Below are 15,333 nucleotides of genomic sequence, written 5' to 3' on the forward strand. Positions count from 1 at the left end.
TCGCCCCAGTCGGATGCTTGACCGCGTTCCCACCGCCGAACGCGAGGCCCGACGATGCTCGAAGACCCCCTCCTGCTGGCGCGGCTCCAGTTCGCGCTGACCGCCGCCACCCACTACATGTTCGTGGCCCTGACCCTCGGGCTGGCCCCCTACCTCCTCGCCACCCAGCTGGTCGCCACCCTGCGCGGCGACCGCTCCCGGACGACCGCCGTGCGGTTCTGGGGCGGCCTGTACCTGGTCAACTACGGGATGGGCGTCCTGTCCGGGCTGGTGATGGAACTCCAGCTCGCGCTGAACTGGAGCGGCCTGCACGGGATGTTCGGCTACACCTTCGCCGCTCCGCTGGCGCTGGAGACGATGACCGCGTTCTTCGTCGAGTCCACGTTCCTGGGTTTGTGGATCTTCGGGTGGGACCGCATGGGCCGGTGGGCGCACCTGGCCTGCTTCGCCGTGGTCACCGCGACGGCGTACGCCTCGGCGTGGTGGGTGCTGGTCTCCAACGGCTTCCTGCGCAACCCCGTGGGCTTCGAGATGGTCGACGGGGTGGCGCACCTGACCGACCCCGTCGCGCTGATGACCAACCCGGCGGCCGTGCTGGCCTTCGGTCACATCGTCACCGGTTCCCTGCTGGTCGGCGCCCTGGTCGTCGCGGCGACCAGCGCCTACCACCTCGTCCGTCGCGACGACGCGCACGGCGTCTTCCGGCGCGGTATCCGCCACGCGACGCTGGTCCTGTGCGTCGTGCCGATACCCGTGGCGGCCTTCGGCGGGGTGCAGTTCGGGCTGTTCGGCCAGGACCCGCCCACGAGCGGGCTGACCTACACCGCCGAGGAGATCGCGGCGATCGAGGCGGCGCACCCGGGCGGCCCCCTCCTGGAGGCGGCCAACACGGCCGGCGACCTGGTGATGATGACGTCGTGGGCGCTGGTGTTCCTCCTGGGCCCCCTCATGCTGCTGGCCTGGCCCCTCGGCGGTCTCGACCGCTGGAGGTGGTTCCTCGCCCCGCTGGTGGTGACGCCGTTCCTGCCCTACCTGGCCAGCGTCGGCGGCTGGGTGTTCCGGGAGACCAACCGCCAGCCGTGGACGGTCGTGCACCACCTGACCACGGCCGACGCGGTGACCCCCCTGTCCCCGGTCGCGGCCGTGGCCTCCTTCGGTTTCTTCACAGCCGCCTTCGCGGCCCTGGCCGCCGTCACCTACTGGCTCCTGGTGCGCTACGCGCGGCGCGGCCCCGAGGGCGGGCCGCTGGCGGAGCAGCGCACGCAGCCGCCCGAGGGCCCCGCGGAGCCCGGTGGGTCCGCCGTCCCCGTCCACACGTACTGAGCCCGGAAGGCCGCAAGCCATGGACCTCCTCTCCTCCGCACTCCTCGCCCTGCTCGTCGTGGGCTACCTCGTCCTGGCCGGTGCCGACATCGGCCTGGGCATGCTGATGCCGCGCCTGGCGCGCGGTCCCGAGCAGCGCCGCCGCGTGGTCGCCGCCATCGCCCCCTACTTCCTGGCCTCGGAGGTGTGGCTGGTCGCCGCGGTCGGGGTCCTGGCGGGCCTGTTCCCCGCCCTGGAGCACCACGCGGTCGCCGAACTGTGGCCCGTGCTCGCCGTCCTGCTGGCCGGATGGCTGGTCCGCGACGCAGGGCTGTGGCTGCGCGCCCGCGTGGACGGCGAACGCTGGCGGCTGGTCTGCGACTGCGCGCTCGTCGGGGGCAGTTGGGCCCTGGCCGCCGCGTGGGGCCTGGTGGTGGCGGGTCTGCTCGCGGGCGGCCTCACCGCGAGCGCGTTCACGCCGCTCTGCGCGGTCGCCGTCACGGCGCTGTTCGCGTTGCGCGGCGCGGCCTTCGGGGCCGAGCGGCTGGTCGGCCCCGCCGACTCCGAGAGCGCGGACGTGGCCGCCCGGGACACGCGCCCGCTCGCGCGTCTGGCCCTGGGGGCGGCGGCGCTGGCGGCGGTGGCGGCCGTGCTGCCCGGCGGCCCGGACCTGTCCCCCGGGCCCGCCGCGGCGCTGACCGCGGTGCTGCTGGCGGCCCTGGTGGCGACGAGCGGCCTGGTGGGGCCGATGCTGTCGCGGCACACGTCGGCGGCGGCGATCGCCGTCCCCGGCCTGCTCGTGGCACTGGCGGCACCGGAGCTGCCCTCGGCGCCGATCCCCGCCACGACCGCGGTGTTCGTGTGGGCGACCCTCGTTCCCGTAATTCCGGTCATGTTCGTCGGCCAGGTTTGGCTCTACCGAATGACACGCCGTCCGGCGGTCGCACCGACCTTCTTCGCCTGATCCCGGTCGGCCCTCAGCACAGGTCAGTGCGCCCCGCGGGAACCGCGGGGCGCGCCCGGGCCCGGCTGCGCCGGCACACGCCCCGGTTGGCGGCGGCGGCGAACGGGCACGGTCTCCTGCGGGAAACGCGCCCGTGACGCCCCCTCCCACCGGGGAGGCTCCGGCGTGATCGCGCACGGGTGCTGTCGAGCCCCTTGGAGGGACTGTGACTCACCGGATGACCACGACCCCCGACCTGCGTGGGTGCAGCTGCGGTTCGGGCTGCGGCTGCGGCTGTCAGAGCGGCGGCTCCTGCAACTGCGGCGGAGGCTGCGGCTAGCGGGTCCCCGCGTCCACAAGGATCCGTCTCCCCTTCCGGCGGGCCGCCCCTCCCCCGGGCGGCCCGCCGCCTCTCCCCCCTCTTTTCCCGCCCCGCCTCCGCGTGTCGCGACAAGGGGCAATGCTGGGTATACGCTGTGTTACCACGTGAGCCCGCGTATCCACGTGGTGGGGGAGATCAGCGATGTCGCCGTTCACCAGACCAGCGTCGGGGAGGGGTCACCCCTCCGAGCACGCGAGAGTGCTCCAGTGCGTTCTGGGCATCCGGGAGCGCTCGGCGCGTGCGGTCCCCTGGGAGCCGGACACGGTCGGCATCCCGGCCTCGGGCCGCTCCAGCGCCCTGGCCCGGATCAACGACGTCGCCTTCTACGCGAACGCGCGCGAGGAGGTGTCCGCCCTGGCCGGGATCTGTGTGGACCTGCTGCACCTGCACGCCCCCGACGACGGGGACGACGACGGGGACCGCTGCCGGGGGTGCCGCCTGGCCTGGCCGTGCCCCACCTTCGCCGAACTCTGCCGCCTGCTCGCCTAACGGCGGAGCGCGGGCGGCCGTCAGGAGAGCGGACGCCGTCCGCCGGAGTCGGGGCGCGATCCGACTTCGACGGACGACCGTCCTCGCCTGCCGTCCGCTGACGCCCCGCGGTCGAGCCGCCGGGCGCCCTCACCGGGGCAGGCACCTCCAGAGACTAATACTGAAACGCGTTCTACCGCAAGACCCGGGTTCACGGATCCCACCACGAGAACCGGGGTGGACAGGCCTCCATGCTCGGGAGGAACAGGATCTACTCGTCAGCGGACGGAGAGGTCGGGGAAGCGTCGGGACAGCACACGGCGGACGTCCGGTGAAGGAGGCGCGGACGCGCCGGAACGGGGCCCCGCGCGCGACGCGAGGGACGGAGGAGACCGCCCCGCCTACGCGGGGCAGCCAGGCCCAGGGGCGGGGGACAGCCCCTGGGACCGGCCTTGGGGCGGCAGGGCGCAGCGGCCCGTGGACTCTCCGGGAGTGGGGGGAGCCTCCCTGCGGTCGCTGCCGGGGCGCGCCTTGCTCCACAGACGTTAACGAGGAACCGGTAACACGAACACCCTCCATCAGATAACCGGAACGTCTCGATTCGCGCTGGTGGGCACGCCACCCTCATCCGTGACCTGCGCCGATGCTCGTTCTTGACCGTCGCGTCACCTCTGGAGCCTCCGGGTTCCCACCGGCCACACAAGCAACAAAACCCTTGCCAGTCGACGCCCGAAAAGACGGCCGGTCACAAAACCGGGGTTCGGCAATCCCCCTCCGGTAAAAGGTTGCACGGGGTTGCAGCCCTCACCGGAACAAGGAAAACGAAGGCCCCGAGCGTTCGCCCGGGGCCCGGAGTCAACTTATTCGCGTGGCCAGCAGATATGCGGAGGGAGTATCCGCGTCGACAATGTCGGTCACCCTCCACGCCTGCCCTCCGACGCTGAACACGTCGCCCACCCGGACGTCGATCATGGGTGTGGGCCGCCACTCCTTCGGTCCGCCGATCTTGGCGACCGGGTGGCCGTCCTCATCCACCCAGAAACTGCCCCCGCCCACCGGACCGCCCGCGAATCGGTCGTTCCGTCCATAACTGATCTTCTCCTGCGCACCGACCTCGTGGACCACGGTGAATTTCGTCCCAACCGTCTCGGGTTCCGTTGAAAACGCAGCCATGTTAACCCGGACGGAGCAATTGGCGATGCCGTTTTCGGGCTTGTGGGGCGTTTCGAGCAGAGTAGCTGACAAAAGTAATGCGCGGGCCGGGACTTTGGTCCCGACCCGCGCATCCGTCTGCGGGGAATGGTCAGCTCCCGCTGCCCCGGCCGCCCTTGAGCCTGCCCACCAGGGTCTCGAACGCGGAGCTGAACGGGTGGTCGTGCACCATGTACGTCCACGTCATCGACGGACGCTTGACGCCCACCGAGCTCACGTCCAGCTCGCCGTCCACGACCTCCAGCTCCTCGAAGCTCTCGGCCGCCCGGGCCCGAGCCTCGTCCAGGAAGCCCTTGAAGACCGGCACGGCGTCGCGGTTGAACTCGTCCAGCGGGTCGCGACGGCCCAGGAAGCGCAGGTGGATGCCCTCGCGCAGCTCCGACAGGAAGGCGTTGTGGTCGGTCCAGCCCCGGTCCAGGTGGTAGAGGGTGATGAGGCGGGCCGCCCGGGCGACCTTCTCCTCGTTGGACTCCTCCGCCCCGGCGTCGGCGCCGTTTCCAGTGCCCTCGGCGTCCCCGGCGTTCTCCTCCGCCTCGGCGCCCTCCGCGGCCCCGGACCCCTTCCCGGCCAGCTCCTCCAGCAGCTCCTCGTGCCGCTTCTTGCGGTCCGCCCTGATCTGCCGGTCGCCCTGGTCCCCGGTCAGCACCATCTCCCGGTGCTCCAGGACCACGTCGCGCTGCACGTCGATCAGCTGGTTGTACCGCCAGGTGTTGCGGTGCACCTCCAGCAGCTGCCCCTCGGCCACGCGCTGCGCGTGGTCGATCATGGCCAGCCAGCCCTGGTCGGTGATCTCACCCTCGGAGGTGGTCTGGTAGCCCGTGGTCTCGGGGGCGTGGTTGACCACCAGGTCGTCGTCCATGCTGACGAAGAAGATGGAGTCGCCCGGGTCGCCCTGGCGCCCCGCGCGGCCGCGCAGCTGACCGTCCAGACGGCTGCTGGGGTAGCGGCCGAAGCCCATCACGTACAGGCCGCCGGTCTCCACCACCCGCTCGCGGTCGGCCATGTCGCTGCCGCCCAGCCGGATGTCGGTGCCGCGCCCGGCCATCTGGGTGGAGACCGTGATGGCGCCGTGGGTGCCCGCCTCCGCGATGATGGCGGCCTCGTCGGCGTCGTTCTTGGCGTTGAGGACCACGCACTCCAGCCCGGCATCGCGCAGACGCCCGGCCAACAGCTCGGACTCGGCCACGTCCTGGGTGCCGATGAGGATCGGCCGCCCGGACTTGTGGACCTCCTCCACCTTGGCGATGAGGGCGTCCTCCTTCTCCTCGCGCGTGGCGTACAGGCGCGAGCCGTGGTCCTCTCGGACGTTGGGCTTGTTGGAGGGGATGACCGCGACCTCCAGCTCGTAGAACTCGCGGAGCTGTTCGGCGACGGCCATCGCGGTACCGGTCATACCGGCGCGCGTGGGGTAGCGCAGGACGAGCGACTGCACGGTGATGGAGTCCAGCACCTCGCCGGTCTCGCTGAGCGCCACCTTCTCCTTGGCCTCGACCGCGGCCTGGAGGCCGTCCGGCCAGCGCTGGAGCAGGGCGATGCGCCCGCGCGACTCGTTGATGAGGCGGACCTCGCCGTCGCGCACCACGTAGTGGACGTCGCGCTGGAGCAGCACGTGCGCGTGCAGGGCCAGGTTGACCTGCGGCAGGACGGAGGTGTCGTCCTCGGAGTACAGGTCGACCCCGTCCAGCGCCTTCTCCACCGCGTCGATCCCGGCGTCGGTGAGCTGGACGTTGCGCCCCTCGCCGTCGATCTCGTAGTGCAGGCGCGGCTTGAGCCCGCGCACGACGTCGGCCATCTCCACGTCGGCGTTCACGCTCTCCGCGGCCCCGGCCAGGACCAGCGGGACGCGGGCCTCGTCGACGAGCACCGAGTCGGCCTCGTCGATGATCGCCACGTGCGGCGGCGGCACGACCCGGTCGGCGATGTCGGTGACCATGCGGTCGCGCAGGACGTCGAAGCCCAGCTCGCTGACGGCCGCGTAGGTCACCTCGCAGGAGTAGGCGGCGCGCCGCTCCTGGGGGGTGGAGTCCTCGGTGATCCAGCCCACGGTGACGCCGAGCATGTCGTAGAGGGGGCGCATCCACTCGGCGTCGCGCCGGGCCAGGTAGTCGTTGACGCTGAGCAGGTGCACGCGCCGGCCGCGCAGGGCGAACCCCGCGGCGGCGAGGGCGCCCGCCAGCGTCTTGCCCTCGCCCGTGGCCATCTCCGCGACGTGGCCGTCGAGCAGGGCCATGACACCGAGGAGCTGCACGTCGAAGGGCCGCTCGTCGAGTGAGCGCCGGGCGGCCTCGCGGCCGACCGCGCACAGCGACACGAGGTCGTCGCGCTCGTAGGGGAGTTCGGCGTTGCCGAGTTCGATGGCCTTCTCCGTCAGCTCGGTGTCGCTGAGCTCACGCAGACCATCCTCCTCGGCCTCGATCGCCGACAGGAGCTTGGTATAGGGCCGCAGATCCACCGCACCGGGCTTACCCAGGAAGCGGCGAACGCCTTCCGCCATTCGTCCGAACACCACCACAGGGTAACGCCGGACACAACCGTTGGAAGAACCCCGGGCGCCCACATGTGCGGACGGTTGCGTCGAAACCGCCCCCTCGGTCCGCCACGGGGCGCCCGACGGCTCAGGCGAACTGGCGCTGGTGGCGCTGGCGGGCCTCCACCGCCATGGCGTGCTTGACCAGGGTCACCAGGACCCGGACGACGGAGTTGCGGTCGCGGGCGTCGCAGTGCACGACGGGCACGTCCGGGGTCAGGTCCAGGGCGTCGCGCAGTTCGTCGGCGCTGTGGGGGTTCTCGGGGTCGAACTCGTTGACCGCGACGACGAAGGGCAGCCGGTACTGGCGCTCGAAGTAGTCCAGCGCCTGGAAGGTGTCCTCCAGGCGGCGGGTGTCGGCCAGGATCACGGCGCCCAGCGCGCCCCGGACCAGGTCGTCCCACATGAACCAGAAGCGCTGCTGGCCCGGGGTCCCGAACAGGAAGAGGGTCAGGTCGGTGTCCAGCGAGATGCGGCCGAAGTCCATCGCGACCGTGGTGCTCGTCTTGTCCGGGGTGTGGGAGAGGTCGTCCACGCCCGCGCTGGCGGCGGTGACCGCGGCCTCGGTGCGCACCGGCGGGATCTCCGAGACGGCGCCGACGAACGTGGTCTTGCCGACCCCGAACCCCCCGGCGACGATGATCTTGGTGGACAACGCGGTGGAGGCGTGGACGTTGTTCGTGCTGTTGACTGGATCGATCACAGTTAGTCCTAGCGGGAGTGCCGGGCCAGCGGGGCGGACGGCGCGCACGGTCCGGTCCTCGGGGTACACGACCCGCCGGGGTCGGTACCGACATGGGAGGCACCGTTCCTGGAACCTAACACCGGATGGTCGGTGGGGAAGGCGTTTTGGCTCAGTGGTGCGGCACGCCACACCGGTCGGCTCGTGGGGTCCGCGGCTCCCGGGCAGAGGAGGAGTCGCGGGAGTGGGGTGGCCGTCGCGTGGCGGTGCGTCCTCCGCCCGAAACCGACCGTGAACAGGTAAGCACACACCTGTACCCCGGAAGGTCGACTTTACGACATTGTGAGCGGTCATTTTCGGCCGCTTTCGGCCGTGCCGATCCCTGTCCGGCGGCATCCGCGGAGTCTACGGTGGAGGCAGGGCCCCCGCACCGGCAAGTGCGGTCGCGGAGAAGACTCCTGGCACGAGGACGCGACCATCCGCGGGAGCCCCGGCGGCGCCCCGGGCACAGGGCCACCCACCGACGTCCCGCTCTTCGACGTCGGTCCGGTCGACACTCCGGTCCGGCGCGTCAGCGCCCCACCGGCCCACAACCGTCCACGTGGGCCGGTGGTGGCCGGACCGCGGTCGGCGGTCCGTCCGTCTGGCCACCCTCCCGACCGGGTTCCCCGTAGACTGGGCCAGCCCTCCCCCGCCCGTCGAGCGAACCCGCGCGTACCCACGCGCGCCGCGGCGCGGACGGGGCCAGCAAGCCGAGACGAAACTGTGAGCCGAGAACCCCACATGTCCGATCAGCGCGTCGTCCGACCCACTCCCATCAGCGGTTTCCCCGAGTGGTCCCCTCAGGTCCGGGCCGTGGAGCAGCGCTGGCTGGACCATATCCGCGCCGGGTTCGAGTCCTTCGGCTTCGCGTCGGTGGAGACGCCGTCCGTGGAGAACCTCGACGTGCTGATGGCCAAGGGCGAGACCTCCCAGGAGGTCTACACCCTGCACCGCCTCCAGGCCGACGCCAAGGACGACTCCGACGCCAGACTCGGGCTGCACTTCGACCTCACCGTGCCCTTCGCCCGGTACGTCGCCCAGCACTTCAACGAGCTGGCCTTCCCCTTCAAGCGCTACCAGATGCAGCGCGTGTGGCGGGGCGAGCGCCCCCAGGAGGGGCGCTTCCGGGAGTTCACCCAGTGCGACATCGACGTCATCAACGTCGACTCCGTCCCGCTGCACTTCGACGCCGAGCTGCCGCGCATCGTGCACCGGGTGCTCAGCGGGCTGGACCTGCCCGCATGGACGCTCAACGTCAACAACCGCAAGGTCCTCCAGGGCTTCTACGAGGGCCTGGGCATCAAGGACCCGATCGCGGTCATCCGCGCCGTGGACAAGCTGCACAAGATCGGCGACGACGGCGTGCGCCAGATCCTGCTGGCCGACGGCCTGACCGACGAGCAGGCCGACGCCTGCCTCGCGCTGGCCCGCGTCCGGGGCGCCGGGACCGGCGTCGCCGAGCGGGTCCGCGGGCTCGGGGTCTCCTCCGAGCTGCTCGACGAAGGGCTGGAGGAGCTCTCCTTCGTGCTGGAGGACCTGGCCGACCTGCCCGAGGGCAGCGTCGTGGCCGACCTGTCCATCGCCCGCGGCCTGGACTACTACACGGGCACGGTCTACGAGGCCTCCTTCGACGACGACCCCGGCTACGGGAGCATCTGCGCGGGCGGGCGCTACGACGACCTGGCCGGGCAGTTCATCCGCAGGCGGCTGCCGGGCGTGGGCATCTCCATCGGCCTCACCCGCATCTTCGCCAAGCTCGTCGCCGAGGGCCGGATCGAGGAGGGGCGCGCCTGCCCCACCGACGTGATGGTCGTGGTGCCCGGCGCCGAGCGCCGCAGGGAGGCCCTGCTCACCGGGGAGCTGCTGCGCGGGCGCGGGTTCAACACCGAGGTGTTCCACTCCACCGCCAAGGTCGGCAAGCAGATCCAGTACGCCGCCAAGAAGGGCATCCCCTTCGTGTGGTTTCCGCCCTTCGGCGAGGACGGCGGCCACGAGGTCAAGGACATGGGGTCGGGGGAGCAGGGTCCGGCCGACCCCGCCACCTGGGCCCCGAAGGGCACGGAAAGCGCGGAGTAACCGCTCCATAGCACCTTCCCGTCCGGCGTGGGCGGTTTCTGTCCGCTCATGCCGGAACCGGCCATTCGGAGGACAACCGGGGGCGGCGGGTGCGACACTGGGAACGGCGTTCCCCGCGCCGCCCCCGCAGCGGCGGCGCGGCCTTCCGGGGCCCGCGGTGGATGCTTGCTCAGCCCCTGGGGGTTGTCGTTCAAGCGCCGGCGGGGTTCTGGAGGTGCCGGAGGTGGGACTGCGAGGAACGAGCCGTCTCACCGGAGGTGCCGTTGTGCTTGCTTCAACCCGATTCCTGCCTTCGGGGCGCCTGAACACAGGAAGGCTGCGGCCGCAGGCCGTCCGTTGAGGGTGGTGGAGGATGACGGGCGGGAGAAGCGGAGCGGAGCCCCAAAGAAGCACTGCCCAGTAATCGAGGCCATGTCCCCTCCCCGCCACAACCTGCCCCTGTCCGCCGGCGAGTTCATCAGCTTCGTCGGACGCGAGCGCGACATCGTCGACCTGGGCCGCCTCCTGGGCACCGCCCGGATGGTCACGCTGACCGGTACCGGCGGTATCGGCAAGACGCGCCTGGCCCTGCACCTGGCCGAACGCGTCATGCGCCGGTTCCCCGACGGCGTGCGCTTCGTCGACCTGAGCGAGGCCTCCACCCACGACCAGGCGCTGCGCGCGGTCGCGGGCAGCCTCCAGGCGGTGCAGGACGACTCGCGCACCATGACGGACGCCGTCATCACCTCGCTGCGCACCCGCAACCTGCTGCTGCTCCTGGACACCTGCGAGCACGCCGTGGGGCCGATGGCGCAGCTGTGCCAGGCCGTGCTGCGCGACTGCCCCCGGGTGCGCATCCTGGTGACCAGCCGCCAGCCCCTGCACGTTCCCGAGGAGAACATCTGGCGGGTGCCGCCGCTGTCCCTGCCAGCGCGGCCCACCCCCACCGACCCCTACGCGGCCGACCCCGCGCCCATCCCCCGGCGCGACACCCAGCGCTACGAGTCGGTGCGCCTGTTCGTGACCCGCGCGCACGCCGCGCGCGCCGGGTTCGAGATGACCAGGGAGAACTCCGGTTACATCGCGGAGATCTGCCGGATGCTGGACGGCATGCCGCTGGCGATCGAGCTGGCCGCCGCACGGGTGCGGGTGCTGTCGGTGCAGCAGATCCTGCGCCGCCTGGACGACCGCTTCCAGCTGTTGACCAGCGACGGGTCGGAGGACCTGCCGCCGCGCCAGCGGACGCTGCGCGCGGTCCTGGAGTGGAGCCACGAACTGCTCACCGAGCCGGAGCGGCTCCTGCTGCACCGGTTGTCGGTGTTCTCCACCTGGTACCTGGAGGCCGCGGAGGACGTCTGCTCGGGCGAGGGGGTCGATCCCGCCGACATCCTGCCGCTGCACTTCTCCCTGCTGGACAAGTCGCTGGTGGTGATGGACGCCGAGGTCGACGGCACCACCCACTACCGGCTGACCGAGACGGTGCGCGCCTACGCCGCCGAGCACCTGGCCGACAGCGGCGGCGAGGACGACCGGTGGGAACGCTACCTGCGCTTCTGCGTCGCCCGTCTGGAGGAGTGGGCCAAGAGCTGCTGCGCGCCGATGCCGTGGGGGGAGCGCCTGGGGCACCTGCGGCTGCTCGACCACCACCGGGAGAACCACGCCCGCGTGGTGGACTGGGCGCTCTCGCGCGGACGCGTGGACGAGGCCCTGCGGGTGTGCGTGGCGCTGCGCTCCTACTGGATCGTGCGCGACCTGGCCGCCGAGGGCAGCCGCCTCCTGGAGCGGGCGCTGTCCACCGACTCCGACGCGCAGTCCCCCCACCTGCGGGCGCGCGCCCTGGCCCTGCACGCCGAGCTGCGGCTGGACCTGGACGCGGCGCCGCGCGTGTCCACCCTGGCCCTGTGCGCCCTGGAGTCGGCGCGGGCCTGCCGTGAGGCGGGAGCCGCCGCCTCCGCGCTGGCCACCCTGGCGGCGCTGTGCCTGCGCACCGGCACCCTGGACGAGGGCCAGGAGCACGCCGAGCGGGCCGGGGTGTGGGCCTCCCAGGTCAGCGACCCCATCACCGAGGCGGCCACGCTGGACGTGCTGGCCCAGCTGGCCCGCCGCCGCGGCGAGGCCGAACGGGCCACGGCCCTGCTGGAGCACAGCGTCGCGGTGGCCGACAACCTCGGCGACCGCTGGAGCGCGGCCCGCGCCCTGCACGGGCTGGGCTCGATCGCCGCCGAGCGCGGCGACTTCACGCGGGCGCGGGAGCTGTTCTCCGACGCCCTGTCGGTCTTCGGCGAGCTGGAGGCCGCCCCGGCCACCGCGCACTGCGCCCGGGAGCTGGGCCGCCTGTACCTGGCCGAGGGCGAGACGCTGCTCGCCCGGGAGCCCCTGGCGACGTGCCTGCGGGTGAGCTTCACCTCCGGCCGCAGGCTCGCGGTGGCCCGGGCCCTGGAGGCGCTGGCGGAGCTGGCCCTGGCCGAGGAGGAGGCCGAGCGGGCCGCCGCCCTGGTGGGGGTGGCCGCCGATCTGAGGGCGGCGCTGGACCGCCCCTCGGCCGAGACGCTGCGGCTGCGGTCGGCGGCGGAGCGGCGCGTGGGCGCCACGCGCACCGCCGAGGCGTGGAACGCGTGGCGCCCCCTGCCGCTGGAGCAGGTGCTCGACCGCGCGCTGGCCTTCCCCCGGCCGCAGTCCTCGGGGCCCTCGGGCCCGGATTCGCTGACCCCCCGGGAGAGGGAGGTGGCCGAACTGGCCGAAGAGGGCCTGTCCAACCGCGAGATCGCCGAGCGGCTGACCATCAGCCACGCGACGGCGGCCCGCCACATCGCGAACATCTTCAGAAAACTCTCGATTTCCTCCAGGACGCAGTTGACCGGCTGGGCCGTCCCGGGTGACGGTGGCTGACACGGCCCCGGTCGAGGGGACGCACTTGCACAGTGCGCGTGCACCCGCTAAGACAGGAACTCCGGGTACCAGAGCCCACACCAACGACGTCCGCCCCTGCCGACCTTCCCCCCCAACCCTGGTGAGAACCTCCCCCGACAGCCCCTACATGTGAAGGCCATGGCACCTTTGACCGCGCCCGCGCGGCACAACCTCCCCCGTCCGGGCACCGGATTCGTGGGCCGTGAGCGGGACCTGAGCGACCTGCTCCGTCTGCTCGGCTCCAGCCGCTCCGTCACGCTGAGCGGAACCGACGGCCTGGGCAAGACGCGTCTGGCGATACGCGTGGCCGAGCAGTCCACCGCGTGGTTCCCCGACGGCGTGTGGATGGTCGGCATGGCGGACGCGCGCACGACCCTGGAGGTGTACGCGCGGGTGGCCGCCGCGGTGGGCGTGGTGGAGGAGCCGGGGCAGCCGCTGTCGGTCACGGTGACCGAGGCACTGTGCGAACGCCACCTGCTGCTGGTGCTGGACGCGTGCGAGCACGCCGTCGAGCAGGTGGCGGAGGTCGGCGAGGCCCTGCTGGCCTCGTGCCCGTCCGTGTCGATCCTGCTCACCAGCGAGACCCCCGTCCGTCTGTCGGGCGGCACCGTGTGGCGGATGACGCCGATGGCGCTGCCGCTGCCCGCGCGCAAGGGGCCCCAGCCCGACCCGGCCGGCGCGGAGGCGGTGCGTCTGTTCATGGACCGCGCCCGCGCCCGCGACCCGCGTTTCTCGCTCTCGCGCGAGGAGATGGAGACCGTGACGGAGCTGTGCGACCTGGCGGGCGGCATCCCGCTGGCGATCGAGGCGCTGGGCGCGAGCGCGCCCGGGGTGGGGCCCGCCGTGCTGGTGGAGGGGCTGCGCGAGCACCTGTCCTCCCCCGAGGTCCAGCCCGGCCCGGGGCAGGCGGTCCCGCGCAGCGAGATGCTGCCGGTGGTGCTGGACTTCGTGTACCGCGGGCTGCCCGAGGCCGAGAGGGTGCTGCTGCGCCGCCTGTCGGTGTTCCGGGGCTGGAACCTGGAGCTGGCCGAGCAGGTGTGCGCCGACGAGGCCCTGCCCGAAGCGGACATCCTCGACCTCGTGACGTCCCTGCTGAACCGCTCCCTGATCACCGTGACCGGCGAGTTCGAGGGCCGGGTGCGCTACCGGCTGCCCGAGGCCGTGCAGCGGTTCGCGCACTCCCGGCTGGTCGCGGCGGGCGAGGCGGAACTGTTCCAGGAGAGGCTCCTGGACCGGATGCTGCGCCTGGCCGAGGACCTGGGCCAGAAGCTGGAGTCGAGCCGGGTCATGCCCTGGAGCGAGCGCGACTCCGGGCGCCAGCGCGTGATCGCCGAGTACGACACGCTGCGCTCCCTGCTGCGCTGGGCGCTGGAGCACGGCGCCGCCGAACCGGGCCTGCGGCTGTGCGTCAGCCTGACCGCGCACTGGGTGAGCCACCAGAGCTACTCCGAGGGAGCGCACTGGATGGACCGCCTGTTGGAGCTGGAGGACGCGGCCAAGGCTCCCTCACGCGCGCGGGCGCTGGTGGGTCGGGCCCAGCTGGCGCGGGTGCGGCGCGACCACGGGCTGGCGGTCTCACTGGGCGAGGAGGGCCTGCGGCTGTGCCGCGAGGCCGGGGACGACGTGTTCGTCCGCGTCGCGCTCAACCTGCTCGCCCTGGTCGAGGTGCGCGACCGCGTGTCGGACCAGGCCGCGGTGCGGGTGGAGGAGGCTCTGCGGCTGTGCCGTGAGTCGGGTGACCTGTGGGGAGAGGCGATCGCCCTGGGCACCCGGGCGGCCCTGGTCGCCCAGCAGGGCGACCATCCCACGGCCGACCACCACTACAACGCCGCGCTGACGCTGCTGCGCGGGATCGACCACCGGTGGGGCGTGGGCGTCACCCTCATGGGCCAGGCGTACGCGGCGGAGGCCAGCGGCGACCTGTTGACGGCGGACCGCTGCTACCGGGAGGCGCTGGACACCCAGCGGCTGATCGGGGCGGCGGCTGAGGAGGCGCGCTGCCTGGCCGGGATCGGCCGGGTCGCGCACGCCCAGGGGTCCACGGGACAGGCCTACGACTACCTGAGCGAGGGGCTGCTGCTGAGCCACTCGACGGGCCAGCGCGCGGACGCGGCGCGCGCCCTGACCGCGATCGCCCGGGTGGCGTTCGGGGCGGGGCTGCGCGAGGGCTCCTGCCGCCTGGCGGGCGCGGCGATGAGCGTGCGCGAGCGGCTGGGGCTGTCCACGCACGAGGCGCCGTGGCCGTTCACCGACGTGGAGAAGGTCCGGCGGCGCCGCCGCCAGCTGGTGGGCTGGTGGGAGCAGGGCCGGACGCTGGCCCTGGCGAACGCGGTCCGCGAGGGAGAGCAGCTGGCGGAGGAGGCGCGGCGCCCGCCGTCGCGCCGCTCCGCGCCGCCCAGCCGTCCCGCGCGCGGGCGCCGGGAGCGGGGAGGGCCCGCCCCGGACCCGGAGTCGGTGACCCCCGAGGAGCGGCTCACCCCGCGTGAGCTGGAGGTGGCCCTCCTGGTGAGCCGGGGCAGGAGCAACCCGGAGATCGCCCGGGAGCTGTTCATCACCCCCTCGACGGCGGCGCGGCACGTGGCCAACATCAACCGCAAGATGGGCTTCCACTCGCGTACGCAGATCGCCTCGTGGGTACGCCACCACCGGAGCTCGGACTAAGCTGCCCGGTCTGCCCTGTTAAGCCCGGCTCGCCACCGGGAGAACCAGCTTCCGCACCGAATCTACATATGCATGTGCATAGCAATATGCATGTGCATCTGGCTGTGAACGCGCTAGGCTTCAAGCCATGGGACACCACGTTCGTGGCA

General features: G+C 72.5%; 9 protein-coding genes. 6 read left to right on the forward strand and 3 right to left on the reverse strand.

The features are described from left to right. Positions 1 to 54 precede the first annotated feature (54 nt). The 3 genes from UIS43_RS11690 to UIS43_RS11700 all read left to right on the forward strand — a co-directional run bounded on the left by UIS43_RS11690 (position 55) and on the right by UIS43_RS11700 (position 3,116). Complete coding sequence (locus tag UIS43_RS11690) at positions 55 to 1,323, forward strand: cytochrome ubiquinol oxidase subunit I (protein WP_117199443.1); 1,269 nt, start codon at positions 55 to 57, stop codon at positions 1,321 to 1,323. A gap of 19 nt (positions 1,324 to 1,342) precedes the next feature. Beyond that, positions 1,343 to 2,266 (forward strand): cytochrome d ubiquinol oxidase subunit II, encoded by a 924-nt coding sequence (locus tag UIS43_RS11695; RefSeq protein ID WP_013154610.1) that lies wholly within the window; start codon positions 1,343 to 1,345, stop codon positions 2,264 to 2,266. 502 nt (positions 2,267 to 2,768) lie between these two features. Next, entirely contained in the window at positions 2,769 to 3,116 is a 348-nt protein-coding gene (locus UIS43_RS11700; protein ID WP_013154611.1) for a hypothetical protein, read from the forward strand. Positions 3,117 to 3,950: 834 nt separating this feature from the next. On the opposite strand, the gene UIS43_RS11705 is transcribed toward UIS43_RS11700, so the two are convergent. From UIS43_RS11705 to UIS43_RS11715, 3 genes are all read right to left on the reverse strand, one after another. Next, positions 3,951 to 4,220, reverse strand: a complete 270-nt coding sequence (locus tag UIS43_RS11705) for a DUF6406 domain-containing protein (RefSeq protein ID WP_019607990.1) — start codon at positions 4,218 to 4,220, stop codon at positions 3,951 to 3,953. Between the two features lie 178 nt (positions 4,221 to 4,398). Next, positions 4,399 to 6,801 (reverse strand): accessory Sec system translocase SecA2, encoded by a 2,403-nt coding sequence (gene secA2 / locus UIS43_RS11710; RefSeq protein WP_013154613.1) that lies wholly within the window; start codon positions 6,799 to 6,801, stop codon positions 4,399 to 4,401. A 121-nt stretch (positions 6,802 to 6,922) separates the two neighbouring features. Continuing rightward, on the reverse strand, positions 6,923 to 7,537 hold the full coding sequence (locus tag UIS43_RS11715) for an ATP/GTP-binding protein (RefSeq protein ID WP_013154614.1): 615 nt from the start codon (positions 7,535 to 7,537) through the stop codon (positions 6,923 to 6,925). 762 nt (positions 7,538 to 8,299) lie between these two features. On the opposite strand from UIS43_RS11715, the gene hisS reads away from it, so the two are divergent. The 3 genes from hisS (at position 8,300) to UIS43_RS11730 (ending at position 15,184) form a co-directional block, all read left to right on the forward strand. Further along, positions 8,300 to 9,634, forward strand: coding sequence for a histidine--tRNA ligase (hisS, locus tag UIS43_RS11720; RefSeq protein ID WP_013154615.1), 1,335 nt, complete (start codon positions 8,300 to 8,302; stop codon positions 9,632 to 9,634). A 411-nt stretch (positions 9,635 to 10,045) separates the two neighbouring features. Continuing rightward, positions 10,046 to 12,502 (forward strand): LuxR C-terminal-related transcriptional regulator, encoded by a 2,457-nt coding sequence (locus UIS43_RS11725; RefSeq protein ID WP_013154616.1) that lies wholly within the window; start codon positions 10,046 to 10,048, stop codon positions 12,500 to 12,502. Between the two features lie 168 nt (positions 12,503 to 12,670). Beyond that, a complete protein-coding gene (locus UIS43_RS11730; protein ID WP_041552844.1) occupies positions 12,671 to 15,184 on the forward strand; it encodes a LuxR C-terminal-related transcriptional regulator in 2,514 nt (837 codons plus the stop codon). Positions 15,185 to 15,333 lie beyond the last annotated feature (149 nt).

The sequence above is a fragment of the Nocardiopsis sp. LDBS0036 genome (genome assembly GCF_041228755.1).
Taxonomy (GTDB): domain Bacteria; phylum Actinomycetota; class Actinomycetes; order Streptosporangiales; family Streptosporangiaceae; genus Nocardiopsis; species Nocardiopsis dassonvillei.

Bases quoted from the DNA above. Each gene is read 5' to 3' on its own strand.
- hisS (WP_013154615.1), top strand. From the start codon at position 8,300: ATGTCCGATCAGCGCGTCGTCCGACCCACTCCCATCAGCGGTTTCCCC.
- secA2 (WP_013154613.1), bottom strand. From the start codon at position 6,801: ATGGCGGAAGGCGTTCGCCGCTTCCTGGGTAAGCCCGGTGCGGTGGAT.
- UIS43_RS11695 (WP_013154610.1), top strand. From the start codon at position 1,343: ATGGACCTCCTCTCCTCCGCACTCCTCGCCCTGCTCGTCGTGGGCTAC.
- UIS43_RS11690 (WP_117199443.1), top strand. From the start codon at position 55: ATGCTCGAAGACCCCCTCCTGCTGGCGCGGCTCCAGTTCGCGCTGACC.
- UIS43_RS11725 (WP_013154616.1), top strand. From the start codon at position 10,046: ATGTCCCCTCCCCGCCACAACCTGCCCCTGTCCGCCGGCGAGTTCATC.
- UIS43_RS11700 (WP_013154611.1), top strand. From the start codon at position 2,769: ATGTCGCCGTTCACCAGACCAGCGTCGGGGAGGGGTCACCCCTCCGAG.